Annotated in this window: 20 protein-coding genes; 5 read left to right on the forward strand and 15 right to left on the reverse strand. The window is 71.5% G+C overall.

Annotation, left to right across the window (positions count from 1 at the left end; genetic code table 11):
* Positions 1–99: 99 nt before the first annotated feature.
* Positions 100–1,596, reverse strand: coding sequence for a hypothetical protein (locus tag ACH4FH_RS20075; protein WP_398557215.1), 1,497 nt, complete (start codon positions 1,594–1,596; stop codon positions 100–102).
* Positions 1,597–2,060: 464 nt separating this feature from the next.
* On the opposite strand from ACH4FH_RS20075, the gene ACH4FH_RS20080 reads away from it, so the two are divergent.
* On the forward strand, positions 2,061–2,729 hold the full coding sequence (locus tag ACH4FH_RS20080; RefSeq protein WP_398557216.1) for a bifunctional DNA primase/polymerase: 669 nt from the start codon (positions 2,061–2,063) through the stop codon (positions 2,727–2,729).
* A 249-nt stretch (positions 2,730–2,978) separates the two neighbouring features.
* On the opposite strand, the gene ftsY is transcribed toward ACH4FH_RS20080, so the two are convergent.
* Positions 2,979–4,196, reverse strand: coding sequence for a signal recognition particle-docking protein FtsY (gene ftsY, locus ACH4FH_RS20085; RefSeq protein ID WP_398557217.1), 1,218 nt, complete (start codon positions 4,194–4,196; stop codon positions 2,979–2,981).
* 118 nt (positions 4,197–4,314) lie between these two features.
* On the opposite strand from ftsY, the gene ACH4FH_RS20090 reads away from it, so the two are divergent.
* The 3 genes from ACH4FH_RS20090 to ACH4FH_RS20100 all read left to right on the forward strand — a co-directional run bounded on the left by ACH4FH_RS20090 (position 4,315) and on the right by ACH4FH_RS20100 (position 8,328).
* Entirely contained in the window at positions 4,315–5,547 is a 1,233-nt protein-coding gene (locus tag ACH4FH_RS20090) for an NAD(P)/FAD-dependent oxidoreductase (RefSeq protein ID WP_398557218.1), read from the forward strand.
* A gap of 225 nt (positions 5,548–5,772) precedes the next feature.
* Complete coding sequence (locus ACH4FH_RS20095) at positions 5,773–7,248, forward strand: purine-cytosine permease family protein (RefSeq protein WP_398557219.1); 1,476 nt, start codon at positions 5,773–5,775, stop codon at positions 7,246–7,248.
* A 93-nt stretch (positions 7,249–7,341) separates the two neighbouring features.
* Positions 7,342–8,328 (forward strand): LLM class flavin-dependent oxidoreductase, encoded by a 987-nt coding sequence (locus tag ACH4FH_RS20100; protein WP_398557220.1) that lies wholly within the window; start codon positions 7,342–7,344, stop codon positions 8,326–8,328.
* A 154-nt stretch (positions 8,329–8,482) separates the two neighbouring features.
* On the opposite strand, the gene ACH4FH_RS20105 is transcribed toward ACH4FH_RS20100, so the two are convergent.
* The 4 genes from ACH4FH_RS20105 to ACH4FH_RS20120 all read right to left on the reverse strand — a co-directional run bounded on the left by ACH4FH_RS20105 (position 8,483) and on the right by ACH4FH_RS20120 (position 15,243).
* Positions 8,483–9,901 carry a sugar porter family MFS transporter gene (locus ACH4FH_RS20105; protein WP_398557221.1) on the reverse strand — a complete coding sequence of 473 codons (1,419 nt, stop codon included), beginning with the start codon at positions 9,899–9,901 and terminating at the stop codon, positions 8,483–8,485.
* A gap of 234 nt (positions 9,902–10,135) precedes the next feature.
* A complete protein-coding gene (locus ACH4FH_RS20110) occupies positions 10,136–14,071 on the reverse strand; it encodes an AAA family ATPase (protein WP_398557222.1) in 3,936 nt (1,311 codons plus the stop codon).
* Positions 14,072–14,377: 306 nt separating this feature from the next.
* Positions 14,378–14,581, reverse strand: a complete 204-nt coding sequence (locus tag ACH4FH_RS20115) for a hypothetical protein (RefSeq protein ID WP_398557223.1) — start codon at positions 14,579–14,581, stop codon at positions 14,378–14,380.
* Between the two features lie 380 nt (positions 14,582–14,961).
* Positions 14,962–15,243, reverse strand: a complete 282-nt coding sequence (locus ACH4FH_RS20120) for an acylphosphatase (RefSeq protein ID WP_398557224.1) — start codon at positions 15,241–15,243, stop codon at positions 14,962–14,964.
* Positions 15,244–15,374: 131 nt separating this feature from the next.
* Between ACH4FH_RS20120 and ACH4FH_RS20125 the strand changes: the two genes are divergently transcribed.
* Complete coding sequence (locus tag ACH4FH_RS20125) at positions 15,375–16,298, forward strand: CAP domain-containing protein (protein ID WP_398557225.1); 924 nt, start codon at positions 15,375–15,377, stop codon at positions 16,296–16,298.
* 49 nt (positions 16,299–16,347) lie between these two features.
* Here ACH4FH_RS20125 and mutM read toward each other — a convergent pair whose 3' ends face one another.
* The 9 genes from mutM to ACH4FH_RS20170 form a co-directional block, all read right to left on the reverse strand.
* Positions 16,348–17,310, reverse strand: coding sequence for a bifunctional DNA-formamidopyrimidine glycosylase/DNA-(apurinic or apyrimidinic site) lyase (mutM, locus tag ACH4FH_RS20130; protein ID WP_398557226.1), 963 nt, complete (start codon positions 17,308–17,310; stop codon positions 16,348–16,350).
* A 73-nt stretch (positions 17,311–17,383) separates the two neighbouring features.
* Positions 17,384–18,226, reverse strand: coding sequence for a ribonuclease III (rnc, locus tag ACH4FH_RS20135; protein WP_398557227.1), 843 nt, complete (start codon positions 18,224–18,226; stop codon positions 17,384–17,386).
* Positions 18,227–18,245: 19 nt separating this feature from the next.
* Positions 18,246–18,419: a 50S ribosomal protein L32 gene (rpmF, locus tag ACH4FH_RS20140; protein WP_052859918.1), complete on the reverse strand. Its 174-nt coding sequence runs from the start codon at positions 18,417–18,419 to the stop codon at positions 18,246–18,248.
* 2 nt (positions 18,420–18,421) lie between these two features.
* The gene (locus tag ACH4FH_RS20145; RefSeq protein WP_398557368.1) at positions 18,422–19,063 is read right to left on the reverse strand and encodes a YceD family protein; all 642 of its coding nucleotides are present in this window, start codon (positions 19,061–19,063) and stop codon (positions 18,422–18,424) included.
* A 150-nt stretch (positions 19,064–19,213) separates the two neighbouring features.
* Positions 19,214–20,371 (reverse strand): ATP synthase F0 subunit B, encoded by a 1,158-nt coding sequence (locus ACH4FH_RS20150; RefSeq protein ID WP_398557228.1) that lies wholly within the window; start codon positions 20,369–20,371, stop codon positions 19,214–19,216.
* A 128-nt stretch (positions 20,372–20,499) separates the two neighbouring features.
* Positions 20,500–20,982, reverse strand: a complete 483-nt coding sequence (gene coaD, locus ACH4FH_RS20155; protein WP_398557369.1) for a pantetheine-phosphate adenylyltransferase — start codon at positions 20,980–20,982, stop codon at positions 20,500–20,502.
* A gap of 26 nt (positions 20,983–21,008) precedes the next feature.
* Positions 21,009–21,608 carry a 16S rRNA (guanine(966)-N(2))-methyltransferase RsmD gene (gene rsmD / locus ACH4FH_RS20160; protein WP_398557229.1) on the reverse strand — a complete coding sequence of 200 codons (600 nt, stop codon included), beginning with the start codon at positions 21,606–21,608 and terminating at the stop codon, positions 21,009–21,011.
* Positions 21,609–21,786: 178 nt separating this feature from the next.
* A complete protein-coding gene (locus tag ACH4FH_RS20165; RefSeq protein ID WP_398557230.1) occupies positions 21,787–24,912 on the reverse strand; it encodes a helicase-related protein in 3,126 nt (1,041 codons plus the stop codon).
* A gap of 121 nt (positions 24,913–25,033) precedes the next feature.
* The gene (locus tag ACH4FH_RS20170; protein WP_398557231.1) at positions 25,034–26,701 is read right to left on the reverse strand and encodes a DAK2 domain-containing protein; all 1,668 of its coding nucleotides are present in this window, start codon (positions 26,699–26,701) and stop codon (positions 25,034–25,036) included.
* Positions 26,702–26,923: the final 222 nt, after the last annotated feature.

Genomic DNA, 26,923 nt, shown 5'->3' on the forward strand with positions numbered 1-26,923 from the left:
AAGGGCCCGGCCACGGCTGCCACCCGCGTGACCTGGCATGGGGGAGCCGAGTCGGGCTGTACGGGGTGGATGGCCGTGGCCGGGGGCTGGGGACTGCTCTCAGACGGCCTCCGCCGCGGTCTCCGGCAGTTGGCGGGAGAGCTCCTCGGTCAGCTGGATCACCTCGGCGACGCCTTCGAACTCCCGGGCCGCGGTGTCCACGGTCTTGCGCAACCGGGTGTTGACCCGCTCGGAGCGGACCTGCCGGGCGAACGGGATCGCCTGCTGCGCCATCGCGGCGCAGGCCTCCGGCTCCTTCTGCAGCAGCCGGACGGTGGCCATCCCGATCAGGTTCAGCGCATACGAACGCTGGTGCTCGGGGTCCTTGCCGAACAGGTCGACGGCGCGCTCCATGACCGGCTCGGCCAGCGAGGCGTAGGTGGGGCTGCGGCCGGCGACATAGGCGAGGTCCCGGTAGGAGTGTGCGTTCTCGGCGTTCAGCTCGGCCTCGGAGAAGAAGCGGATCCAGTCCGGCTCGGGCTCGCCGGGCATCGCGTCGGAGAAGGTGTCCTCGGCCATCCGGACCGCCCGCTTGACCTTGCTGGGCTGGCCCATGCCGGCGTACGCGCGGGCCTCCATCGCATACAACATTGCCTGGGTGCGCGCGGTGGCCGTTTCCCGACTGCCGTACTGCGCCAGATGGATCAGCTCCAGGGCGTCGTCCGGGCGGCCGAGGTGGATCATCTGGCGGCTCATGCTGGAGAGGATGTACGAGCCCAGGGGGCGGTCACCGGCCTCCTTGGAGGCGTGCAGGGCCAGCACGAAGTATTTCTGCGCGGTCGGCTGGAGCCCGATGTCGTAGCTCATCCAGCCGGCCAGCTCGGCGAGTTCGGCGGCGACCTTGAACAGCCGCCTGGAGACCGGCTCGGGCTGCGGCTCCTGGAGGAGGTCGGTGACCTCGTGCAGCTGGCCGACCACCGCCTTGCGGCGCAGGCCGCCTCCGCACTGCGCGTCCCACTGCCGGAACATCGCGGTCGTCGACTCCAGCAGGTCGAGCTCCGGCTGCGACAGCCGGGCGGGCCGCTTGGCCCGGTCCGGCTGCGGCGCCGCGCCGCCCTGCCCCGCGGGCACCGGCACCAGCCAGCGCTGCATCGGCTCGATGAGGGTGGGGCCCGCGGCCAGCGCCAGCGAGGTGCCCAGGAAGCCGCGGCGTGCCAGCATCAGATCGCTGCGCGAGAACTCGCTGATGAGGCTGACCGTTTGCGGTCCTGCCCAGGGCAGGTCCACTCCGGAGACGGACGGGGACTGGTGCGCGGAGCGCAGCCCCAGCTCCTCGATGCCGACCACACAGCCGAAGCGTTCCGAGAAGAGTTCGGACAGGATCCGCGGAATGGGCTCGCGGGGCTGTTCACCGTCGAGCCAGCGGCGCACCCGGGAGGTGTCGGTGCTGATGTGGTGGGCGCCCATCTGACGGGCCCGGCGGTTGACCTGTCGCGCCAGCTCTCCCTTGGACCAACCGCTGCGCACGAACCACGAACCCAACTGCGCGTTGGGACGTTTGACGGTGTCGGTGCCGCCTGTACCGCCGGATCCGGCGGTGCCGCCGTTGCCGCCCACTGGAACGCCCCCACTCCGCTAGTCGCCTCGTCGCGAACCACCCACAGCATGCCGCCTGTTGCGACGCCTGTCCGGGGTACATCTACCCGAGCACGGTTTCCGGCCACACCTCCGGCCGGTGCGGGAACGGTGAATTGCCACCGGCATACCCGTGCGAACGATGCCTCTCCGGGGTTCGTGCACCGAAAGTAATCCTACGATCACGCCCCTCGCGAGGGCGATCGCGGAAACGCCACCATTCGCCACCCCTACGAATGAACTCCCCGGCGGGCTCTCGCGATTGACTTGACACGGGTTGAACAGGGCCTGTTGGAGCGGAGCGCGGGAGGGGGTGCGCACCGCACCGCACCACCCGACGCACCCCACTGCGCCACCGGCACCGCGGACCGTCGACGGAGCGTCACCACTCCGACGCCGGCCCGCCGCCTCGTAACCACAGACACGCATCACCCGTTGGAGGGGGCATGGGCTTCACGATCGCCGGCATCCGGGAGATTCGATCCGGCTCGCGGCGCCGCGCCCGCTCGTCCGAGAGCACGGCCGTGGCGGAATACACCGGGCTGTGGGGCTGGGCTGTCGCTCCCGGAGCCCGTGCGGCGCGTGCCGGCAGCGGACGTACGGACTGCTCGTGCGGTGCCGCCGACTGCCCCTCCCCCGGCGCCCATCCACTGGCCTTCGGCCGGGAGCTCGCGGCGGGGGCGACGCTGGAGGAGGCCGCCGCGGCCTGGGCGGAGACCCCGGGCGCCGCCGTACTCCTCCCGGTGGGCCGGTCGTTCGACATCCTCGACGTGCCGGAGGCCGCGGGCCGCGTCGCCGTGGCGCGTCTGGAGCGGATGGGGCTGCCGCTGGGCCCGGTCGCGGCCACCCCGACGGGCCGTGCGCTGTTCTTCGTCGCTCCGGGGGCCGCGGCCGAGCTGCCGGACCTGCTCTACCGGATGGGCTGGGACGACGCCGACCTGGACCTGCGCCCGTTGGGCGACGGCGACCACATCACCGCGCCCCCCTCCGACCTCGGCGGCCACGGCCCGATGCGCTGGCTGCGCCCGCCGAGCCTGGACACCGCCGGCTGCCCGCCCCAGGCCCGGCTGCTGCTGGGCACCCTCGCCTACGTGTGCAACCGCTCCTGCGCCTGAGTCCGGCGGCTCGATCCACCGGATGCCCCGGCCTGTCCGGGCTGCGCCGTCGGTGGCCGGCGACTCCGCCCGAGGGGCCGGCCGCGATGCCTCCGTTCGACGCCTCGGCCGGCGCCTGTGTAGCCCCTGTGGCGCCCAGGGGTCGACGGTCCGGAACGGCGACGGCCCCCGGCGCCCGCAGAGAGCGGGTGCCGGGGGCCGGGGACGGACGGGGCGCGGGGCCGCGGGCGGGCGGCCGGCGCGGCGGCGTCAGTCGAGCAGGGCGTCGACGAACGCCTCGGGCTCGAAGGGCGCGAGATCGTCCGCGCCCTCGCCCAGACCCACCAGCTTGACCGGCACGCCCAGCTCGCGCTGGACGGCGACGATGATGCCGCCCTTGGCGGTGCCGTCGAGCTTGGTGAGCACCACGCCGGTGATGTCCACGACCTCGGCGAACACGCGCGCCTGGACCAGGCCGTTCTGGCCGGTGGTGGCGTCCAGGACGAGCAGCACCTCGCCGACCGGGCCGTGCTTCTCGACGACGCGCTTGACCTTGCCGAGCTCGTCCATCAGCCCGGTCTTGGTGTGCAGCCGTCCCGCGGTGTCGATGAGGACGACGTCGGCGACCTCGGCGATACCTTCCTTCACGGCGTCGTAGGCGACCGACGCCGGGTCGCCGGCCTCCGGGCCGCGGACCGTACGGGCACCGACCCGCTCGCCCCACGTCTGCAGCTGGTCGGCGGCGGCGGCGCGGAAGGTGTCGGCCGCACCGAGGACCACGGACTTGCCGTCGGCGATCAGGACCCGGGCGAGCTTGCCGGTGGTCGTGGTCTTGCCGGTGCCGTTGACGCCGACGACCATGACGACGCCCGGGATCTCCTCGCCGCCGTTGCCGATGGCGTTGTCGGTGTGCACCGAGCGGTCGGCGTCGGTGCCGATGAGGGCGAGGAGTTCCTCGCGCAGCAGTGCGCGCAGCTCCTCGGGCGTACGGGTGCCGAGGACCCGGACCCGCTCGCGGAGCCGTTCGACCAGTTCCTGGGTGGGCGCGACGCCGACGTCGGCGGTCAGCAGGGTGTCCTCGATCTCCTCCCAGGTGTCCTCGTCGAGGTGTTCGCGGGAGAGCAGGGTCAGCAGGCCCTTGCCCAGGGTGTTCTGCGAGCGGGAGAGCCGGGCCCGCAGGCGCACCAGCCGGCCCGCGGTCGGCTCGGGGACCTCGATCGCCGGGGCGGGCGGCGCCTCGGCTTCGGCGACCGGTGCCTCGGCGGTCGGCAGTCCGACTTCTTCGATGGTGCGACGCTCTTCGTCGCTGGGGGTCTCGGCCTCCTCACCGACCTGCGGCTCTGCGGGAGGCGCGGTAACGGAGGGCGTGGCAGGGGTGGCCGGCGGGGACGGCGGCAGCTGCTTCTTCTTGCGGCCGCTGACGACGAGCCCGCTGATCGCGCCGAGCACGACCACGGCGATGACTACAGCAAGGATGACGATTTCCATAACCCCTCCAGTATCAGTCACTCGCCGCTTCGGGGGACTGCACGCGCCGAACCTGGATGTGTACTATCCGGATTCAATCCCCGTGACCCGCTCGGGGCGCACCGGAAGGTGAATCCGGATGTTTGATGTCCTGGTTCTGGGGGGTGGCTTCGCCGGGCTGTGGAGCGCCGCCGCGGCGACCCGCCTGTTGCGCGCGCAGGGCGGTACGGCCGCAGGCCACCGCGTCGCGTTGCTCACCCCGCTCCCCGATCTGACCCTTCGCCCCCGCCTGTACGAGGCCGATCCGGCGCGCCTGCGGGTGCCGCTCGACCGGGTGCTCGGCCCGGTCGGCGTCCGGCTGATCGCTGCCACCGCGACCGCGGTCGACACCCGTCGGCGCCGGGTGACCGCCGTTGCCGCCGACGGCAGCCGCACCGAGGTGGCGTACCGCCGGCTGGTGTTGGCAACGGGCAGCGCGGTGGTGCGGCCACGGTTCCCCGGCGTCGCTCAGCTGCACGACATCGACAGTCTGGACGCGGCGGTGCGGCTGGAGAACCATCTGCGGGCGCTGCCGGGCACGCCGGCCGGGCCGGGCCGCTACACCGCGGTCGTGGTGGGCGCCGGTTTCACCGGTCTGGAGATCGCCGCGGAGCTGGTCGGCCGGCTGCGCACCCGGGCGGCGACCCACGGCGCCGAGAACGAGGTGCGGGTCGTCCTCGTCGAGCGCGCCGAGGCGGTCGGAGAGGGGCTGGGGGCGGCGGCCCGGCCGGTGATCACCGCGGCGCTGGACACGCTGGGCGTGGAGCGCCGCCTCGGCGTCACGGTCAGCGGGCTGGACGAGCGCACGGTGCGACTCTCGGACGGCAGCAGGCTGCCCGCGCGGACGGCGGTATGGACCGCCGGCATGCGGGCGAGTGCGCTGACCGCGCAGATCCCCGCGCCCCGTGACGAGCTCGGGCGGCTCGTCGTCGATGCCCGGCTGCGGGTGCGGGGCGTTGACGCCGTCCACGCGGCCGGGGACACCGCGGCGGCTCCCGCGGGCGGTGGCCGCACCGTGCTGCAGAGCTGTCAGCACGCGATGCCGCTCGGCAAGGTCGCGGGGCACAATGCCGCGGCCGCGCTGCTCGGCCTGCCGCCGGTGGACTTCGCTCCCGGCCCGTACCGCACCTGTCTGGATCTCGGCGAGGCCGGTGCGGTGGCCACGGCCGGCTGGGAGCGGACGCTGCGGCAGGGGTCTGAGGGCTTCGCGAAGGAGCTGAAGCGCGCCATCAACGAGACCTGGATCGTTCCGCCGGTCGACGATCCGGCGGAACTGCTGCGGCAGGCCGACCACCGCGTCACACACCGGCGGACAGCGGCCTCCCCTGCCTGATCAGCGGGGTGCGGCTGGATCCTTCGACGATAATGGCGCGGGCGTGGCCTCGTTGTGGGATCCAAAGGGACGTACGAGTGGAAGTTGGATCAAAGTACGATGGTCCACGGCCACGCAACGCGCGTAGAGTCCTGGCAACATCCGGCCAGGCACCACAGCCGCTGCCTGCACCTCCTCTCCCCCGGGGGTGCCTCCCAGATCCCCCCGCACGGAGAGACCTGCACCATGGGCACCATGTCCGCTCACGAAACCGAAGGCGCCGTCGAGACACGAGGCATCGAGCCCGTCCCCGACCACGAGCGCCAAGGCCGCGTCCGCGAGCTCTTCCCCACCTGGGTCGCCGCCAACATCAGTGTGCTGTTGCTCACCATGGGCGCCTCGCTCGTGGTCAACAACGCACTGAACTTCTGGCAGGTTCTGCTGGTGGCCACGGTCGCCGCGGCCATCGCCTACGGCATGGTGGGCGTGCTCTCGGTCTCCGGCAAGTGGGGTGGAGCGCCCGGCGCGCTGCTCTCCCGGGCCGCCTTCGGCGTCCGCGGCAACTACTTCCCCGGCGCGATCCTCTGGGTCGCCCGCTTCGGCTGGGAGACCATCAACGCGGTCACCGGCGCGTACGCGGTGCTGACCGTGCTGCACCTGCTGTTCGGCGTCGAGAGCAACAACGTCCTCGTCGTCATCACCCTGCTCGCCTTCGTGGCGGTCACGTTCCTGGTGAGCGGCATGGGCCGCAAGGCGCTGAACGTCTGCAACAAGTACTCGACGTACCTCTTCGGCCTGTTCAGCATCATGGTGCTGGTCTACCTGGTCGCCACAATGGACTGGGACGCCGTCTTCGCCAAGAAGGCCGGCACCACCGCCATGGTGATCGCCGGTATCGGCACGATCGCGGCCGGCGGCATCAGCTGGGTCCCGACCGGACCGGACTTCGCGCGCTACCTCCCGCACTCCGCCTCCGGCAAGAAGATCGTCGGCGCGACGGTTTCCGGTGCGGCGCTGGTGCTGCTTCCGATGGTGCTGATGGGCGGCGTGATGGCCGTCTCCAGCCCGAAGCTGGCCGGTCAGAACACCGACCCGATGTCCTTCCTCGGCAACATCCTGCCGACCTGGCTCGCCGTGCCCTACCTGATCACCGCGCTGGTCGGCATGGTGCTGATCAACAGCCTCTCGATGTACTCGGCGGGATTCACGGCCCAGACGATGGGCGTCAAGCTGCCGCGCGCCATGGCGGTCAGCATCAACGCCGTCATCAGCCTGGTCGGCGGCCTGTTCATGATGCTGGTGGCCAAGGACTTCATCGGGCAGTTCATCGCCTTCCTGACGCTCCTCGCGGTCTCCTTCTCGGCCTGGATCGGCGTCTACGCCGTCGACATGGCCCGCCGGCGCAGGATGGCGGTCCGCTACGACGCCGCCTCCCTGATGGACACCGGCCCCACCAGCCGCTACTGGTACGCCGGCGGCTACTGCTGGCAGGCCATGTCGGCCTGGGCGGTCGCGCTCGCCGCGGGCCTCTGCTTCACCAAGGTCCAGTGGTTCACCGGCCCGCTGGCCACCACCTGGATCGGCGAGAACGGCCTGGGCTGGGCGGCCACGATCGTGATCGCCGCGGCGGTCTTCGCGGCCCTGCCCGCCGCCAGGGAGAACGTCACCCCGGCCGCGTCCGGGGAGCCCGAGGCGGCCCGGCAGCCGGTCGAGGCCCGCTGAGCCCGCGGCTCCTTCGGCCGCCGCCCTAGTGATCTGACGCCACGTCAGCTAACGTCCCCTTCGCCCACCTCCCTGGCGAAGGGGACGTCCGCCATGCCCGTCACGGTCCTGCGCTTCAACCTCGTCGACCCCGCCCCCACCCCCGCAGCCCTGTCCGCGCGCTATCGGGCGGCCGTCGAGATGGCCGCCTTCGCCGACGACCGCGGCATCAGCATGATCCAGACCGAGGAGCACCACGCCACCGGAAATGGCTGGATGCCGTCCCCGCTGACCTTCGCGGGCGCCGTGTTCGGCGCCACCCGCCGGATCGGCGTCACCGTCTCCGCGCTGATCACCCCGCTGCACGACCCGCTGCGGCTGGCCGAGGACCTCGCCTGCCTCGATCTCCTCAGCCACGGCCGCCTGGTGACCGTCGCCGGCCTCGGCTACCGTGCCGAGGAATACGCCGCGCACGGCAGGGACTGGCACCGGCGGGGCGCGCTCCAGGACGAGGCGCTGGAGACCCTGTTGGCCGCCTGGACCGGCGAGCCGTTCACCTACCAGGGCCGTACGGTCCGCGTGACCCCGCAGCCGTACACGCAGCCGCACCCCCTCCTGCTGATCGGCGGCAGCTCACGCGCCGCGGCCCGTCGCGCGGCCCGCCTCGGCCTACCGCTCTTCCCCAGCGCGCACCTCCCGGAACTGGAGGCGTATTACCACGCCAAGCGCGCGGAGTTCGGCACCGAAGGATGGGTACTGCTGCCTCCCGCGCGCACGTCCTTGCTGCATCTCTCAGAGAATCCGGACCGCACCTGGGCGGAGCACGGGCGCCATCTGCTGCACGAGGCCCGGACATACGCGTCCTGGCAGTCCGCCGACATCCACTCCGCCGTACGCTCCGCGGCGAACGACGTCCAGGCCCTGCGCGAGGAGGGCGTCTACCGCATCGTCACCCCTGACGAGTGCGTTGAGCTCGCTCAAGAGGCAGGCGCCGAGGGCTCGTTGATCCTGCATCCGCTGTGCGGCGGGATGCCCGTCGACGAGGGCTGGCGATCGCTCCACCTCTTCGCCGAACGCGTCCTGCCCCGCATCAAGGACTGAGCCGGCGCACGCGTCCCGCCGTCTCCTCGGGTAAGAGACCTCCCGGAAGGCCCCGGGACGACGCGGAACCCTTCGACCGGAAAAGCTACTGCCCCGGCTCATTGATGAGCCGGGGCAGTACCCAGAACTGAGGAGAAGGACTGGCGGGGGGGGGTTAGCCCATCTCCTCCAACGCCTTGCCCTTGGTCTCCTTGACGTACCGCAGTACGAAGGGGATCGAGAGCAGAGCGAAGACCATGTAGATCACGTAGGTGCCCGACAGGTTCCAGTCGGACAGGCTCGGGAAGCTGGCCGTGATGGCCCAGTTCGCGATCCACTGCGCGCAGGCGGCGACGCCCAGCGCGGCGGCACGGATCCGGTTCGGGAACATCTCACCGAGGAAGACCCAGACCACGACGCCCCAGGAGAGCGCGAAGAAGAGCACGAAGGCGTGCGCGGCGATCAGCGCGACCGTTCCCTCGGTGGCCGGCAGGGTGCCGGCCGCGGTCTTGGCGGCGAACGCCCAGGCTTCGAGGCCCAGGGCGAGCGCCATGCCGACCGAGCCGATCAGCGCCAGCGGACGGCGGCCGATCTTGTCGACGAAGAACATCGCGATGACGGTGCCGATGATGTTGATGATCGACGTCGTGAAGCTGTAGAAGAACGAGCTGCTCGGGTCGATGCCGACGGACTGCCACAGCGTCGAGGAGTAGTAGAAGGCGACGTTGATGCCGACGAGCTGCTGGAAGACCGACAGTCCGATACCGACCCAGACGATCGGCAGGAAGCCCATCTTGCGGCCGAGCAGGTCCTTGAACGTCGACTTGTGCTCACGGCGCATCGCGTCCTGGATCTCGACGACCCGGGTGTCCAGGTTGACGGTGTGACCCTCAACCTCCGAGAGCACCTCCTTGGCCCGGGTGATCTTGCCGACGGAGATCAGGTAGCGGGGCGACTCGGGAATCACGAAGGAGAGCAGGCCGTAGATGATGGCCGGCACGACCATCACGCCCAGCATCCACTGCCATGCCTCGAAGCCCGCGAGCTTGCCGCGCTGGTCGCCGTCGGCGAGGTTGAGGATGCCCCAGTTGACGAGCTGGGAGACGGCGATGCCGACGACGATCGCGGCCTGCTGGAACGAGCCGAGACGGCCGCGGTAGGCCGACGGCGAGACCTCGGCGATGTAGGCCGGGCCGATGACCGAGGCCATGCCGATCGCGATGCCGCCCAGGACCCGCCACATGGCCAGGTCCCACAGGGCGGTCGGGAGGGCGGAGCCGACGGCGCTGACGGTGAACAGCACCGCGGCGATCTGCATCACCCGGATACGGCCGATGCGGTCAGCGATCCGCCCGGCCGTCGCCGCGCCGATGGCGCAGCCGATCAGGGCGATGGCGATCACCTGGGCGAGGACGGCGGATCCGACGTCGTAACGTCCGCGGATCGCCTCGACGGCACCGTTGATCACGGAACTGTCGTAACCGAAGAGGAAGCCGCCCATCGCGGCAGCCGCGGTGATGAAGATGACATGGCCGAGGTGGTCCGGGTGAGCCTTGCGGCCTTCCGGAACCGTCGGCTGCGCGGTGCTGGTCAACGTGTACTCCAGTGGCCCGGCTGCGCTGCCGGGCGTAGGGGGCTGGCCCTACAAGTGGTGCATAGGTTGGGGGTACCCACCACTTGAAGGTAAAAGCAACGTTGCCGAGACTATGCCTTCAAGTTTCGAAGTCAATAGGGCGTAATGAATTTGTTTCCCGGTCCCGCGAGAGAGGTTTCGTTCAAGTTGTGAACAGATCCTCACGCAGGCGACGCTTTCCCCGCGCAACCCGGCTCAACGCAGCCGCTGACTGATGACCTTTGATACTCCGTCACCTTGCATCGATACGCCGTAGAGCGCGTCGGCGACCTCCATCGTCCGCTTCTGGTGCGTGATCACGATCAGCTGGGAGCTCTCCTGCAGCTCTTCCATGATCCGGATCAGCCGCTGCAGATTGGTGTCGTCCAGCGCGGCCTCGACCTCGTCCATCACATAGAACGGACTGGGCCGCGCCTTGAAGATCGACACCAGCAGCGCCACGGCCGTGAGCGACCTCTCACCACCCGACAGCAGGGACAGCCGCTTGACCTTCTTGCCCGGAGGCCGCGCCTCGACGTCCACACCGGTCGTCAGCATGTTGCCCGGATCGGTGAGGATCAGCCGGCCCTCGCCGCCCGGGAAGAGCCGGGAGAAAACCCCCTCGAACTCGCGCGCGGTGTCCTGATACGCCTCGGTGAAGACCCGCTCCACCCGCTCGTCGACCTCCTTGATCACCTGCAGCAGGTCCGTCCGCGTCTTCTTCAAGTCTTCAAGCTGTTCGCTGAGGAACTGGTGCCGCTCCTCCAGGGCCGCGAACTCCTCAAGGGCCAGCGGGTTCACCTTCCCGAGCTGCTGATACGCCCGCTCGGCGGCCCTGAGCCGCTTCTCCTGCTCGGCCCTGACGTACGGCACCGGCTGGTTGCGCGGATGCTCCGGATCCTCCGGCAGCACCTCGCCCTCGGCGGGCGGCGACGGAGCGACCGGCTGGTCGGGGCCGTACTCCGACATCAGCCCGGCCGGCTCCACCCCCAGCTCCTCCAGCGCCTTGGTCTCCAACTGCTCGATACGCATCCGCTTCTCGGCGCCCAGCACCTCGCCCCGGTGCATCGAGTCGGTCAGCTTGTCCAGCTCGGACTTCAGCTCCCGGCCCTGGTTGCGCTCGGCCACCAGCGCCTGCTCGCGCTCGGCCTTGGCACGCTCCGCAGCACCCCGCTCCTCCTCGGCCCGGACGACCGAGACCTCGACGTGCGCCAGCAGCTGCCGCGCGCCGGAGGCGACCGCCCCGGCAACCTCGGCCTCGTGCCGCAGCCGGGCACGCCGCTGCTCGGCTCGCGCCCGCGCCTCGCGCTCGGCGCGCGCACCCCGGTCCAGTGCGTCGGCCCGCCCGGCGAGCGCCTTCACCCGCTCCTCGTGGGTACGCGCCTGGAGCCTGGCCTCCATCTCGGTCTGCCGCGCGTTGGCCCCGTCGGCCGCCAGACGGTCCCGTACGGAGGTGTCGGGCTCCTCGTCGGTCACGCCCGGGGCCTCCTCGGCCACCGCAAGCCGCTCGGCCAGCTCCTCGGCCTCCTCGGTGGCCCGTTGCAGCGCTTCCTCAGCCCTGGCGGCCGCCGCGCCGGACCGCTCGGCCTCGCCCGCCGCCGCCCGCGCCTGGCCGCCGAGCCGCCCCAGATCTCCCGCGACCTTGGACTTCTCCCGATCCGCAGCGCGCCGCCGCTCCCCCAACTCCTCGACCAGGGCGGCACACTCCGTACGCCGCTCCTGCGCGGCCCGCTGCGCCCCGGCCAGCTCCTCGCAGCGACCCGCAAGCTCCTCCAGCTCGGCCGCCGCCTCGTCGACGGACGCCTGCACCTCCAGCAGGCTCGGCGCGCCGGCCGACCCGCCGTGCGCGAAATGCGCCCCGAGAAGATCACCCTCGCCGGTGACGGCGATCAGCTCCGGGCGCGCGGCCACCAGGTCCTCGGCGTCCTCCAGCGTCCCGACCACCACCACATCGCGCAGCAACCGGCCCACCGCGGCCGTCAACTCCCGCGGCCCTCCGACCAGTTCGGCGGCACGCACCGGCTCGGAACGCGGGCCCGGTACGCGGTGGGCGGCCGGCGCGGGGATACGGCCGGCAGCCTCGCCCGGCGCCCCGGCAGACGCACCACCCGCCGCACCTTCACCGGGCACCGCGGCCGCATCGTCTGCCCCGGTCGCCTGTGGGCCGATCACCGCACGCCCGCCCGTACCGCCGTCCGGCCCCGGGCCCACTCCGTCGTGGTCCGGCGCACCGGCCGGCCGCGCCGGACCGGGCACCCGCGGCACCCCGCCCTGCGCTTCCACAGCATCCACAGCATCCATGGCATCCACCGGCGCGACCGCGCCGCCCGCCGCGTCTCCCTGCGCCCCGTCCCCTGCTACCGGGGAGGACGCCACGGACTGCCCGTCCACCGTCCCCGCTGCCGCGCGCGCCGCGAGCTGCTCGGTGTCGGCCAGGGCGCCCAGCACCATCGCCGCCCGCCCCGCGTCCTGCTTGCGCAGCAGCCGGATGGCCTCGGCAGCCGTGGCGGCGTCGGTCACGGCGATCGCGTCCGCGGCCGCGCCGAGCGCCGCCGCCACCGGGACCTCGAAACCGGGCGTGACCTGCAGCAGTTCCGCCGCCGGACCGAGCACCCCGGTCAGGCGGTCCGCCGCGGCCAGGAGCGCGCCCGTCCCGTCCTTGCGGCGCAGTCCGAGCGCCAGCGCGTCGTGCCGCGCGGCGGTCGCGGCGCGCTTGCGCTCGGCCCCGGTCAGCGCCTCCCGGGCGGCGGTCAGCGCGCCCTCCGCCTCCGCCAGTTCCTGCCGGGCCGCGTCATGGCGGGCCGCGGTCTCCTCGTCGTCCGCGTCCAGCCCGTCGACCTCGGCCTTGAGCTGCTCGTACGCCTCCTGCGCGGCGGACGCCCGCTCCCGGGCGCCGTCCCTGGCCTCGGCGAGCCGGCCGATCTCCGCCTGGGCCGAGGCCGCCCGGCCGCGCGCGGCGGTGACCTGGCCGCTCAGCCGTGCCAGGCCCTCGCGGCGGTCGGCGATGGCGCGGGCCAGATCGCGCAGCCGCCGCTCTTCCTCCGCCAACTGCCGCTCCAGCCCGGCGCGGTGCTCCACGGTGTCCTCCAGCGCCCGGCTCGCCGCTTCCAGAGCGGCCTCCAGCTCCGCTTCCTGCTCCCGGATACGGGCGGCCTCGCGCTCCATGTCCTCGGGGTCACGCCCGCGCCGCTCGTCGGGCGGGGCCGCGGAGGCGCTCTTGACGCGGGCCTCGGCCAGCGAGATCGTGCCGCGCACCCGCTCGGCGAGCTGCGACAGTTCGTACCAGGTCTGCTGGGCGCGCTGCAGCCGCGGCGTCAGGTTGCGGACTTCTTCCTCCAGCACCGCCTCACGCTGCTGGGCAGCGCGCAGCCGGGCCTCCGCGGCTTCCTTGCGTTCCTTCAGTGCCGCCTCGTCGGCGATCTCGGCGCGCAGTGCGCGGCGCATGGTGACGAGGTCGTCGGCGAGCAGCCGCAGGCGGGCGTCCCGCAGGTCGGCCTGGATGACGGCGGCCCGCCGGGCGACGGCGGCCTGCCGTCCCAGGGGCTTGAGCTGGCGCCGCAGCTCGTCGGTGAGGTCCTGTACGCGGGCGAGGTTGGCCTGCATCGCGTCCAGCTTGCGCAGCGCCTTCTCCTTGCGCCTGCGGTGCTTGAGGACGCCCGCCGCCTCCTCGATGAAGGCCCTGCGGCCCATGGGGTCGGCGTGCAGTACGGAGTCGAGCTGTCCCTGGCCGACGATGACGTGCATCTCGCGGCCGATGCCGGAGTCCGACAGTAGTTCCTGGATGTCCAGCAGCCGGCAGGTGTCGCCGTTGATCTGGTACTCGCTGCCACCGTTGCGGAACATGATCCGGGTGATGGTGACTTCGGCGTACTCGATGGGCAGCGCACCGTCGGAGTTGTCGATGGTAAGCGAGACCTCGGCCCGGCCCAGCGGCAGCCGGCCGGTCGTGCCGGCGAAGATGACGTCCTCCATCTTGCCGCCGCGCAGCGACTTCGCCCCTTGCTCGCCCATCACCCAGGACAGCGCGTCCACGACATTGGACTTGCCGGAACCGTTGGGCCCCACGACGCAGGTGATGCCGGGCTCGAACCGCAGCGTCGTGGCGGAGGCGAAGGACTTGAAGCCTCGCAGGGTCAGACTCTTGAGATGCACGCCTTTGGACTCTACCGGCCACCCGTCCGGGAGCGGCCTCAACATTCCGTGCCGCGATCCGCCGCCCTGCGCCGCCGGCCTGCCGGGTACGGGCCCCGGGTATACGGACGGCGTTCACTTTCGGTTTCACCGGTCAAGGCGCAGGGCACATCATGCGGTAAGAGAGACGCCGCGCGGCTGGTGCGGCCGCTGAGGAAACAGATGGCGGGGGAATGACGAAGGGACGCCGAAGCGTCCCTTGCAGTTCTTGAACAGAGCTATGCGTCAGGCGGCTGTCGAGCAGCCCGACCGGCCCTTGGGTTGAGGTCAGGTGAGCGCGGGCTCCGCCTGGGGTACGTCGATGTCGAGCATCGAGTCGTCGTGCCGTGCGGCAGCTGCCAGCATGTCGTTCTGGGCCTGCATCCGAATGAGTTCGGATTCCAGGTCCTGGACGCGCTGCTGAAGCCGTCGCATCTCGGAGTGGACTCGGGGGTCGGAGCCGCCGACGTAACCGAGAAGCGCCTTTGCCATGATGGATGGTCCTCCACAATGAGTGACCGACCGAAGCGGTGTGGGTCGTGTAGGGATTCGCACCCGCGGTGCTTGTCATTACTGGTGCACTCAATGCCAAACAGCTAAGGTGCGCGGGGATTCCAGAGTCTCACCAAAAGGTTTGAGGGTCAACACGATCACACCCCGTATCGTCGGGCACCTGAGAGTGCGCGGCCGTGAAGGCACTGCGCCGACTCTCCAGAAAGGTCCCGCGGGGCGTGGAGATCATCCGTACAGCGGCAGCCTTGCACGGGTCGGCCGAGTTGGCAACCACCAGGGGTTATCTCCTGTGAGCTGCTGACAAAGGCGGGGCCCGCGATCACTGCCACGGGCCCCGCGGCGCCTTTCCGGGGGCGCGCTCAGCGAATGGCGAAGGTGTCGTAACCGCCCCGTGGCGTGTCCCATATCTCAGTGACTCCGTCGACCCTGCCGGGCGTGTCTCCCGTCCGCAGCCATTCCAGCAACTGATCGCAGCGGTCCTTGGACCCCTCGGCGACCACCTGGACCCGGCCGTCGCCGAGATTGAGCGCGAATCCGACGAGGTCACCGATGCGCAGCGCGTTCGCGCGGGTGAACCAGCGGAACCCGACGCCTTGGACTTGACCGCGCACCCAGGCGGTCAGACGGACATCTTCGTTCATGTGTGCACGTTAACCGGCCAATTGCTCCGTGGGCACATGGGCCCCTTGCGCCATGGCGTACAGTCCCCCGACAACGAAACTCACCCGTTCGGGTGAACCATGTTGAGCTGAGGACGGAAGGAAGACAGCGGATGGGCCGCCATCGACGCTCTGCTCCCCCCACGCCCGAAGCCCTGCGTACACCGCCTGTTGACACCCCGGCACCCGCGTCCGCCGCCTCGGCCTCGGCCCGGCACCGCGGCCGGCGTGCGGTGCGGGCAGGCCGGATGGCGCCCGTACGTACCGGCTTGCTCGGTGCCTCCGCCGCCATGGCGATGGGAGCTGTCGCGGTCGCCTCCGGACTGATCCCCGGAAACGGCCAGTTCGAGGTGGGCGCGGAGGGCGACGGCGACCGCATACGCGCCCGCGCTCTGCAGGACACCGAACAGCAGGGCGGCCGCTCCGCGACGCCCACGGACCGCGGCAGCGACACGGCCAGCCGTAGCGGCGCACGTCCGAAGGCTCCGGAGACCGACCGGCCGTCGTCCGCGGCGGCCCCCTCGACCTCGCCCTCCCCCAGCCGGACGGCCACGTCGCCGAGCGCCAAGACGCGCTCGCAGCAGCCCGAGCGGAGCGCCGACCGGAGCACCTCCGCGTCGCCGAAGCTCTCGGCGACGCCGTCGAAGACCTCGGACGGGACGTCGTCGGCGGAGTCCCAGGTGCTGTCGCTGGTCAACCAGGAGCGCGCCCAGGCCGGCTGCTCCCCGGTGACCGCGGACAAGGAACTGGGCACTCTGGCCCAGCGGTTCAGCGACGACATGGCGGCGCGCGGGTTCTTCGACCACACCGATCCGGACGGCGACACCCCCTGGGACCGCGCCCGGCAGATGGGCATCAGCGACCTCGGCGGCGAGAACATCGCCCGCGGCCAGGCCGACGCGCAGGCCGTGATGGACTCCTGGATGGACAGCCCGGGCCACCGCGCCAACATCCTCAACTGCGACTACAAGACTCTCGGTGTCGGAGCCCACTTCGGCTCCGGCGGCCCGTGGTGGACGCAGGACTTCGGCTTCTGAAGCAGCCGCCGGCAGGGCGCGTGCCCCCGGCCGGGCCGGACGTCGGGGTTCAGCCGATGCGGGTCGGGCGGGGCGGACGCTGGCAGCGGGGACAGAAGTAACTGGAGCGGTTCATCCAGGGACGGCGGCGGATCGCGGTGCCGCAGCGGCGGCAGGGCTCGTCCTCGCGGCCGTAGGCGTCCAAGGAGCGTTCGAAGTAGCCGGACTCGCCGTTGACGTTGACGTAGAGGCTGTCGAAGCTGGTCCCGCCGACGGCGAGCGCCGCGTTCATCACGTCCCGCACATGACCGAGCAGCTCGGCCGTGCGGGGACGGGTGAAGGTGGCGGTCGGCCGCTCGTAGTGCAGCCGGGAGCGCCACAGCGCCTCGTCGGCGTAGATGTTGCCGACGCCGCTGATCAGCGACTGGTCGAGCAGCGCGCGCTTGACGGTGGTCCGGCGGCGGCGCAGCGCGTCGTGGAAGGCGGCGTCGTCGAAGGCCGGGTCGAGCGGGTCCCGGGCGATGTGCGCGATCACGTCGGGAAGGTGGTCGGGGTCGCCGGGCACGGTGTCGTGCAGCGAGAGCCCGCCAAAGGTCCGCTGGTCGACGAAGCGGAGCTCGGTGTCGGCTCCCTCCGCGCCGGCGGGTGGGGTCCCCGGGGTGAAGCGGATCCGGATCCGCAGATGCTTCTCGTCCTGGGCGTCCTGCGGCTGGACCAGCAGCTGGCCGCTCATACCGAGGTGGGCGAGGATCGCCAGGCCGTGGGTGACGGACGGCGTGATCATCGGGGTGATGCCCTCGGCCGCGGTCTGTGCGGCCGGGCCGCCGCCGGTCACCGGGAGCCAGAGGTATTTGCCGCGGCGGCGCGCCTCCCCGAGGCGCAGGCCCGTCAGACGTGCCGCGAAGTCGCTCGCGCCGGCGGTGTGCCGGCGGATCGCACGCGGGTGCAGGACCTCGACGGTGTCGATCGTGCGGCCGCTGACCCAGCGCTGGAGTCCTCGGCGTACGACCTCGACCTCGGGCAGCTCGGGCAAGAAAGCTCCTCGGGAAAGGCTTCTGACCCTGTCCGAGGCGGCGGTGCCGTCCGAACAGGGTCAGAAGGGGAATTCAGTGTGCCGACGACGAGGTGTCGTCGGAAGCCGGAGCCAGGTCCTCGGCCGGCGGCGGCGTACCGTCGCCGGAAGCCTCCTCGGCCTTAGCCGCTTCGTCCGCCGCGGCGCGAATCGCACGCCACGCGGACTCCGCCGCCTGTTGCTCGGCTTCCTTCTTGCTGCGGCCGGTGCCGGTGCCGTACGAGACACCACCGACGCGGGCAGCAGCAGTAAAGGTCTTCTCGTGGTCGGGGCCGGTCTCACTGACCAGGTACTCCGGGACGCCGAGGCCTTCGGTCGCGGTGAGTTCCTGGAGGCTGGTCTTCCAGTCGAGGCCCGCGCCCAGACTGGAGGACTTCTCGATGAGCGGGTCGAAGAGCCGGTGTACCAGCTCGCCGGCCGCTTCGAGGCCCTGGTCGAGATAGACCGCGCCGATCACCGCTTCAAGGGTGTCGGCGAGGATGGATGCCTTGTCCCGGCCGCCCGTGCCTTCTTCGCCCTTTCCGAGGCGGATGAAGGCGCCGAGGTCGAGGCCGCGGCCCACCTCGGCAAGCGCACGCGAGTTGACCACCGCGGCCCGCAGTTTGGCCAGCTGGCCTTCCGGCAGGTCGGGGTGGATGCGATACAGCGTGTCCGTGACCACGAGGCCGAGCACCGAATCCCCGAGGAATTCGAGCCGCTCGTTGGTGGGCAGACCGCCGTTCTCATACGCGTACGAACGGTGCGTCAGTGCACGCACCAGAAGGGCGGACTCGAGCTTGTACCCGAGCCGCCCTTCCAGAAGCGTGTGGGACGAGGCTGTGTCCGCCGGTGTCGGTTCCTCCCCGCGCTGGCGAGGGGACGAATTGGCGTCTGACATGGAGCCTGTCACCAGCCGCTCAGACCTCGAGGACCTGGCGCTTGTTGTAGGTGCCGCAGCTCGGGCACGCGATGTGCTGCTGCTTCGGCTCATGGCAGCGCTCGCACGACACCAGGGTGGGGACCGCAGCCTTCCACTGCGACCGGCGGTGGCGCGTGTTGCTGCGCGACATCTTCCGCTTCGGAACAGCCACGGCTACTTCTCCTGCTTCTCGTCGACGTGCGCTGATCGAGGCGCGTCGCCGCTCATGTTGTCCTTCTCGCCGTCCTGGTTGGTCCCGGCGAGTCCCTGCAGTGCCGCCCAACGAATGTCGACGGCATCGTGGTGGTGGTCCGGGTCGTCCGCGAGCCGCACTCCGCATTCGGAGCACAGGCCCGGGCAGTCGTCCTGGCACACCGGCTGCAGCGGCAGTGCAAGCACCACCGCGTCCCGCAGCACGGGTTCGAGGTCGAACATGTCGTCCTCGAGGAAGAGGGTGTCCTCCTCGTCCTCGGCGTCGTCGCCGGATTCCGCGGGGCGGGTCCGGGCGTCGGCGTCGGGGTAGGAGAACATCTCCTGGAAGTCCGCGTCGAGCTCTCGCTCCAGCGGCTCCAGACACCTTACGCACTCCCCCTTCACGGATGCACGGGCGGTGCCTGTGACAAGCACCCCGTCCATGACCGATTCCAGGCGGAGGTCGAGTTCGATCGGCGCGCCCTCGGGCACTCCGATGACCTCATTGCCGAGGTCCCGGGGGGCCTCGGCAGTGCGGGAGAGCCGCTTGAGCGTGCCGGGACGACGACCCAGCTCGCGTGTGTCGAACACGAGCGGGGAACGGTGGTCGAGGCGGGCGTTGATGGCTTCCTGCTTTCTGTACTGCGGAACGAGCCGCCCGGTCCCGGTTCGGAACCCGGGCAGCAAAGATCGCGGACGTACGCGCGACCGAACAGCCAGGATACTTGACGGGCCCCGATAGACCCAATCCGCTGCCGGCCGCCGACCGGACCCCTACTGACGTCGCTCTTCGTACTCCCGGAGCTGATCAAGGTTGATCATGCTGGTGTCGAAGAGACTGGTCTCGTCGAGGGCACCGGCCTGGGCGCTCTGGTCCTGCGGGGCGTGCTGCGGCTGCTGGGGCACCTGCTGCTGGACGTAGCCGGTGTTGGGGTCGTAGCCCTGCTGCTGCCAGCCGTAGCCGTAGGGGTCCTGCTGCTGGACGTACTGGGCCTGCTGGGGCTGCTGATAGCCGTAGACGTCCTGCTGCTGATAGCCCGGGTCCTGGTAGTAGCCCTGCTGGGGCTGGAGGGGCTGCTGCAGGTCCTGATACTGCTGGTGATCTTGGTGCAGCTGGTGGTCCTGGTGCTGCTGCGGCTCGGGGATCTGCGGCGGCGCCTGGGGCTGCGGTGGGGCCTGGGGCGGCGCCTGGTCCGCGCCGATGCCCGCCAGACCGGCCAGATATTCGGCGTCCGCCTGCGGCTGCCCGGACTGCGGATCTCCCTGGGCCGCCATGTGGGCGCCGAGCTCGTCGACAGCCCGCGCGCCCTGGAGCTTGTCGCGTCCGCGCCCGACCGCCTCCAGCGTCTTGGTCAGCACGGCCTGGAAGGCGCCGAACTTGGCGTCCACATAGGCGTCGGCACGCTGCCTGAGGGTCTCCGGGTCGGCGCTGCGCTCCGGGGCCTGGGTGCCGTCCTCCTCCGGGTAGCCGGGCTCGTAGGAGCCCGGGTCACGGCCGAGCAGCTTCTCGCGGCCGCGGTCGACGGACCCGATGGTCTTGGTGAGCACGACCTCGAAGTTGGCGAGCTTGCTGTCGACGTAGTCGTCGGCCTCGGCGCGGATCTCCTCCGCCTCCCGGCGGGCCTCCGCGAGGATCCGGTCCGCCTCTTCCTGGGACTGCCGGGCGACCTCGGTGTCGGAGATCAGCGAGCCGCGGTGGGCGTGTGCGGACTCGATGATCCGCTCCGCCTCGGCGCGCGCCTCCTCGACCAGCTGCTGCTGCCCACCGAGCAGCTCCTGCGCCTGCGCGAGGGAGCCGGGCAGTGCGGCACGCACCTCCTCCAGCATGGCGAGCAGCTCCGCGCGGTTGACCACACAGGAGGCCGACATGGGCATGGACCGGGCGCTGCCGACGGTCTCGACGATGTCGTCGAGCTTCTTCTGCACGTCCACCTTGGACTCGCCACTCTCTGAAGGGATGGAACGACGGAACGGGACGACTGTACGGCCACGAGCCCTCGGCCCGACACCTGCTGACGCCTCATCAACCGGGCGGGGCACTCACGGCGCCCCGCGCCGCGTCACTGCTTCTTCTTCAGGCGTTCGGTGAGGGCTTCGTAGACGAACGGCGGGACCAGGTGGGCGACGTCGCCGCCCCAGGCCGCGACCTCCTTGACGAGGCTGGAGGAGAGGAAGCTGTAGGTGGGGTTGGTGGGGACGAAGAGCGTCTCGACACCGGAGAGCCCGTTGTTCATCTGGGCCATCTGGAGTTCGTAGTCGAAGTCGCTGACGGCGCGCAGTCCCTTGACGATGGCGGGGATGTCGCGCTGCTTGCAGAAGTCGACGAGCAGGCCGTGGAAGGCCTCGACCTCGACGTTGCCGTACTCGGCGGTGGCCCGGCGGATCAGGTCGATCCGCTCCTCGACGGTGAACAGCCCCTGCTTGGACTGATTGATCATCACGGCGACGTGGACCACGTCGTACAGCTTGGAGGCACGGGCGATGATGTCCAGGTGCCCGTTGGTGATGGGGTCGAAGGACCCCGGACAGACGGCGCGGCGCAACTCGATTTCCTCGCTCTCCGAACTGGTCATGACACGCTTGTTGACGTCGATTCGGTGGACGCCGAAGCGGCGCGACCGTACCAAAGCGTCCCCTCGCCGTAGCGACGGGCCTTGATCGCTTCGAAACCGTCCGGCCAGGGGAAGGTGCCGCCTCTGGTGCTTCGCTCCACCGTGACGAGTGCCTCCTCCGCAAGCCACCCCTGACCACGGAGTGTGAGCAGAATCTCGCGGAGATCCGCGTCCGTCACGGCGTACGGAGGGTCCAGGAACACGATGTCGTAGGGGTCGCCCGGAGCCGGTGTCGCGGCGGTCTGCTCGGCCTTGCCGACCCGTACCTCAACGCCGGGCAGGCCGACCGACCGGACGTTGTCCCGGATGGTGCGGGCCGCGCGGGCATCGGCCTCGACGAGCAGGACGTGCGCGGCACCGCGGGAGAGGGCTTCCAGACCGACCGCGCCGGAGCCGCCGTAGAGGTCGAGCACCCGGGCGCCGGCCAGCGGTCCGTCGAGCGACTCCCAGGTGGAGAACAGGCCCTCGCGGGCCCGGTCGGAGGTCGGGCGGGTGCCGTTTCCCGGTGGTACGGCCAAGCGGCGGCCGCCGGCCGTACCGGCGATCACGCGGGTCATGGGCCCGTCCTTACGTTGTGCGGGTCGGTCTGAGGAGAGCCCGGGGGCTCCGTCCTCCCACGATATTGCGTCGGGTACCGCTCGACGCCCGTCCGAGCTGCCCGGTGCCCTCGGGAGCGGTGATCGATCTCACGTGGGCGGCGGCCCGTCCGCGCCTGTGCCCGGCGCCGGAGGCCGGTCAGCCCTTGTCGAGGTACTGCTCCCGGTCGTCGTCCAGGAGGGCGGACAGCGCGATCCGCAGCTCCGGATAGCCGGCCAGCTCGGGATCGTCGGTGACCAGCGCGGTGGCCTCCTCCCTGGCGGCCGCGATCACCTCCTCGTCCTCGATGACCGTCAGCATCCGCAGCGAGGTCCGCACGCCGGACTGCGCCTGCCCCAGGACGTCGCCCTCGCGTCGCTGCTCCAGGTCGATTCGGGAGAGCTCGAAGCCGTCGAGGGTGCCGGCCACGGCGGCGAGCCGGGCGCGGGCCGGGGCGGCCTCGGGCATCTCGGTCACCAGCAGGCACAGGCCCGGTGCGGCGCCCCGGCCCACGCGGCCGCGCAGCTGGTGCAGCTGGGAGACGCCGAAGCGGTCGGCGTCCATGATCACCATGGCGGTGGCGTTCGGGACGTTCACGCCGACCTCGATGACGGTCGTGGCGACCAGCACGTCCAGCTCGCCGGCGGCGAACCGGCGCATCACGTCGTCCTTGTCGTCCGGCGCCATCCGGCCGTGCAGCACCGCCACCCGCAAGCCCTGGAGGGGGCCCTTGGCTAGCTGCTCGGCGACCTCCAGGACCGCGAGCGGTGGCCGCTTCTCCTCGGCGTCCTCCGGTGTCCCCTGCTGGGCGGCGGCCCCCTTTTCTCCCTTGGCCCCCTTCTTGGCGCCCTTGGGGGCGTCCTCCTCGTCACCGATGCGCGGGCACACCACGTAGGCCTGGTGGCCGCCCTCGACCTCCTCGCGGACGCGTTCCCAGGCGCGAGCGAGGAAGTGCGGCTTGTCCTGGGCGGGCACCACATGGCTGGCGATCGGTGAGCGTCCGGCGGGGAGTTGGTCCAGGACGGAGGTCTCCAGATCGCCGAAGACGGTCATGGCGACCGTGCGGGGAATGGGCGTCGCCGTCATCACCAGCAGGTGCGGTGGCTGCTTGCCCTTGTTGCGCAGGGCGTCGCGCTGCTCGACGCCGAAGCGGTGCTGTTCGTCGACGACGACCAGGCCGAGGTCGTGGAACTGCACCTTGTCCTCGATCAGGGCGTGGGTGCCGATGACGATGCCGGCTTCGCCGGTGACCAGGTCGAGCAGCGCCTGGCGCCGGGCGGCGACCCCCATCGAGCCGGTCAGCAGGACCACTTTGGTGCCGTGGTCGGCGCCGCCGAGCATGCCGCCCTCGGCCAGTTCGCCCATCATCTCGGTGATCGAGCGGTGGTGCTGCTGGGCGAGGACCTCGGTGGGTGCGAGCATCGCGGCCTGGCCGCCGGAGTCCACCACGCCGAGCATGGCGCGCAGCGCGACCATGGTGTTGTGCGTGACCGTGAAGTGGTCGGTGACGTAGGCGTGGTCGGGGTGGGCGACGCTGATGCACTGGACGGGTCTGCGTCCGACGTGTTCCACGGCCCGGACGTCGCGGCGGAAGCGGCGGTCGTCCGCGGGCCAGGTGGCGCATGGGCCGGGCGCCGCGCGAAACGCCGGGTAGCCGTCCGGCAGCGCCAGGAGAACGTCGTGGGCATCCCCGGCGGGCCGCAGGCGTGCGTGGCCGCCCAATGAGCGAACGAGCCAGGCGAGGTCGTCGGCCAGCCGGCGCGGGGCGGCGCGGAACGCCGCGGGCTCCTCGCCCGGCTGGCCGCCGGGCTCCTCCGGCGCGAGGGTGCCGGCGGTGTCCATCAGCCCTTGGAGCAGGGCCAGCCGGTCCTTGAGCGGGGCGTTGCGGTAGGCGTCCGGCACGGCGGGTCCGTGCGGTGCGGCGGTCGTGCGGCCGGGGGCCGCGGCGGTCTGCCGGTCGCCGGCCAGCGCGCACCCGAGCACGTACGGGTCGAGCGGACGGTCCTCGCCGCCGTCCAGGTCCACCGGGGCCGCCGGGGCGATCGACCACCTGGGCCGGCCGTCGGCGGCACGGAGGTCGGCCCGCAGCTCGCGCGTCGTCAGCACGCGCGTCCTCGGATCGTGCCCGACCGTGCGGCCTGCGGGCGCATCGGGCGCGTGCGCGTCCTCGGCGACGATCCAGAGGTGTTCGTCGTCGCATTCGACGGAGCTGCCGTCGGACAGGACCAGGCGCCAGACGTCCCGTTCGCCCTGTGGGAAGACGCCGTCCACCACGGCGAGCTCACCGCTCGGCACCACCACCTCGCGGCCGACGGCCATCTCCCCCATGGGGCGGAACCCCTGGGGTGTCAGCACCAGTGCGTCCAGCGGCTGGGCCTTGCCCGAGCCCACCTCGCCCTGCAGGAGGCGGTGCATGGGGTGGTCCGTCGCCAGGTCGTCGAAAATCTCCCGGCTGACCTTCTGCTGGCCTTCCGTGAGGGTGAAGGGCAGCTTGGCGTCGAAGGCGTCCAGGATGCCGTCCGCGATCAACGATCTGGGGACGGCGGGGAGTTGGGTCTCCGCCAGGCGGCGCCGGGCGAGCGCGACCTGGAGGACGAACGCCTCGTCCCACTTCAGCCGGGCCCGTGCGTCGGCGATGTCGGACTTGCTGTGCGGCCGGTGGATCTTCAGCAGCGCCTCGGTGAGCGGCACGAGAGCGCGGCCCTCGCGCAGCGCATCGGGCAGCGGGTCGACGGCGTCCTGGGCGCTGGGCAGCACCGCGTCGACCGCCTTGGCGAGCTTCCAGGACGCCATCTGCTGGCAGGCCGGGTAGATCGGCATGAGCTGTTGGGCGAACGCGTCGACGGCTTCGCTGTCGGTGTCGCGGTCGAGGAGTTCGTATTCGGGGTGGGCGAGCTGGAGTTTGCGGTTGAAGACCGAGACCTTGCCCGCGAACATGGCCCGGCGGCCCGGGGTCAGATCCTTGTGCGGCTTGTGAATGCCCTTGCCGAAGAAGACCAGCTGCAACCGGCCGCTGCCGTCGGTGAGGGTGACCTCCAGACGCTGCCCTCTGCCGTGGTTGAACTTCAGCACCCTGGCGTCCGCGACCTGCGCGACGACCGTGACGTGTTCGTCCAGCGGCAGGTCCGCGAGCCGGGTCAGCTCACCGCGCTCGGCATAGCGCCGGGGATAGTGGTGCAACAGGTCCCCGACCGTGTGCAGGTCGAGATGCTCGGCCATCACCTTCGCGGTGGTGCCACCGAGGATTTTCTTCAGGGGTTCGTCGAGCGCTGCCACGCGGTCCATTGCACACCACACCACTGACAACGGGCGACAATCGCCGCCATTACCGCCTCGGATATTCGGCGGCGACGCCTTTCGCCGCTTGTCGCGGAGAACCGTCGGCTCCTCCCCCGCCGGGCAGGCCCTATTCGACGCCGATGAGCAGCGGAACCGCGTACTGCCCGCCCTCGTAGACGACGGTGTCCACGGCGAGATGCCGCTCGCGCACATGCCGCTCCAGCCGCTCGCCGAGCGTCTCGGGAACCTCGGCCCCCAGGACGAGGGTCACCAATTCCCCGCCCGCGGAGAGCATCCGGTCGAGCACCGTCATCGCGATCTGTGCCAGGTCGGCTCCGATGACCGCGACATCGCCGTCGATCAGGCCGAGGATGTCCCCGGCCTGGCAGACCCCCGCCATCGTCCAGGACTGCCGCTCCGCGACGGCCAGCTCGGCATGGCGGGCGGCCCCCGCTGCCGACGTCATCGCCACCACGTCCTCGTCGAAGCTGCGGCCCGGCTCGTGCACGGCCAGCGCCGCGAGGCCCTGGACGGCGGAGCGGGTGGGGATGAGCGCGACGCGTACGCCCTCGGTGCGGGCCTCTTCCGCCGCGGCGGCCGCGGTGTGCCGCAGGTCGGCGTCGTTGGGCAGCAGCATCACCTCGCGGGCGTGCGCCTGGCGGATGGCCTGGACGAGTTCACCGCTGGCGGGCGGCTCTCCGGGGCGCACGGACACCGTGGTGGCGCCGGCCTGCGCACAGAGGCCGGCCAGCCCGTCACCGGGCACCACCGCGACGACCGCCCGGGCCGCCATCACGGGCTCCTTGGCCCGGGAGGCGCCGCCGAAGTGGGTGATGCGGATGCGGTAGGGCCGGCCCGCCTCGATGCCTGCTTCGACGGCTGCCCCCGCGTCGTCGACGTGCACATGGACGTTCCACAGGCCGTCGCCGCCGACCACCACGAGCGAGTCGCCGAGGGCGTCGAGCCGGGTGCGCAGCCGTGCGACGGCGCTGTCGTCGGACTCCAGGAGGTAGATCACCTCGAAGGCGGGCCCGCCGTCGTCGGGAGCCGCGCAGCCGCCGGCGTCCCCTGCGTCGGGCACGTCGCAGCCGGCCGCCTCCGGGAGCGGGGCGTCGGCCCGTACGACGACGGGTGCGGCGGACACCTCTCCCGAGAGGGCGTCGGCGAGGGCCCCCAGCAGGGCGACCAGGCCGCAGCCTCCGGCGTCCACGACGCCGGCGCGGCCCAGGACCGCGAGCTGCCCCGGGGTGGCCCGGAGCGCGGCGCGGGCACCTTCGTGGGCGGCCCGTGCGACCTCCGCGGCGTCGCCGCCGGCCTGCTCCGCGGCATCCGCGGCGGCCGTCGCGACGGTCAGGACGGTGCCTTCGACCGGGTGGGCGACCGCCTCGTACGTGGAGGCGGCGGCCCGGCGCAGTGCCCGGCGCAGCGCCTCGGACGAGGTGTCCGCTCCGTCACCGCCGGTTCCGTCCGCCGCCGCGAGGACTTCCGTCATGCCGCGCAGCAGCTGGGCGAGGATGGTGCCGGAATTACCGCGGGCGCCGATCAGCGCGCCGTGTGCCATGGCGCCGATGGCGTCGGCGAGACGGGGCGCGGTGCCGGTGGAGGCATGCCCGTCGAAGGCGGCTTCCACCGCGCGGGCGGCCGATTCGAGGGTCAGATAGAGGTTGGTGCCGGTGTCACCGTCGGCGACCGGGTACACATTGATCGCGTCGATGCGCTCGCGTTCCCGGCCGAGTGACTCCAGGGCCAGCCCGCACCAGGCGCGTACCGCGGTGGCGTCGAGCGGGTAGGGCACGTTCGTCCTCCTGGGTCACGGGATGCACCGCACAGTAGCCGCGCTCCGCCTGGGAGGCCGGGGCGGGGCCCGGGGCGCTCATGGTAGTTTCGTTGTACGCGAGCGGTCGTTGTATGCTGCTCCGGTTGCCCGATGGAAATCGGGCCATTCCTCTCCTGGCGAAGCCGGTCGGTCAATGCACTCGGCTCGTCGGGATTTCACCGTAAGTGCATCTGAAGTCTT

This window comes from Streptomyces sp. NPDC017993 (assembly GCF_044328065.1).
GTDB lineage: Bacteria > Actinomycetota > Actinomycetes > Streptomycetales > Streptomycetaceae > Streptomyces.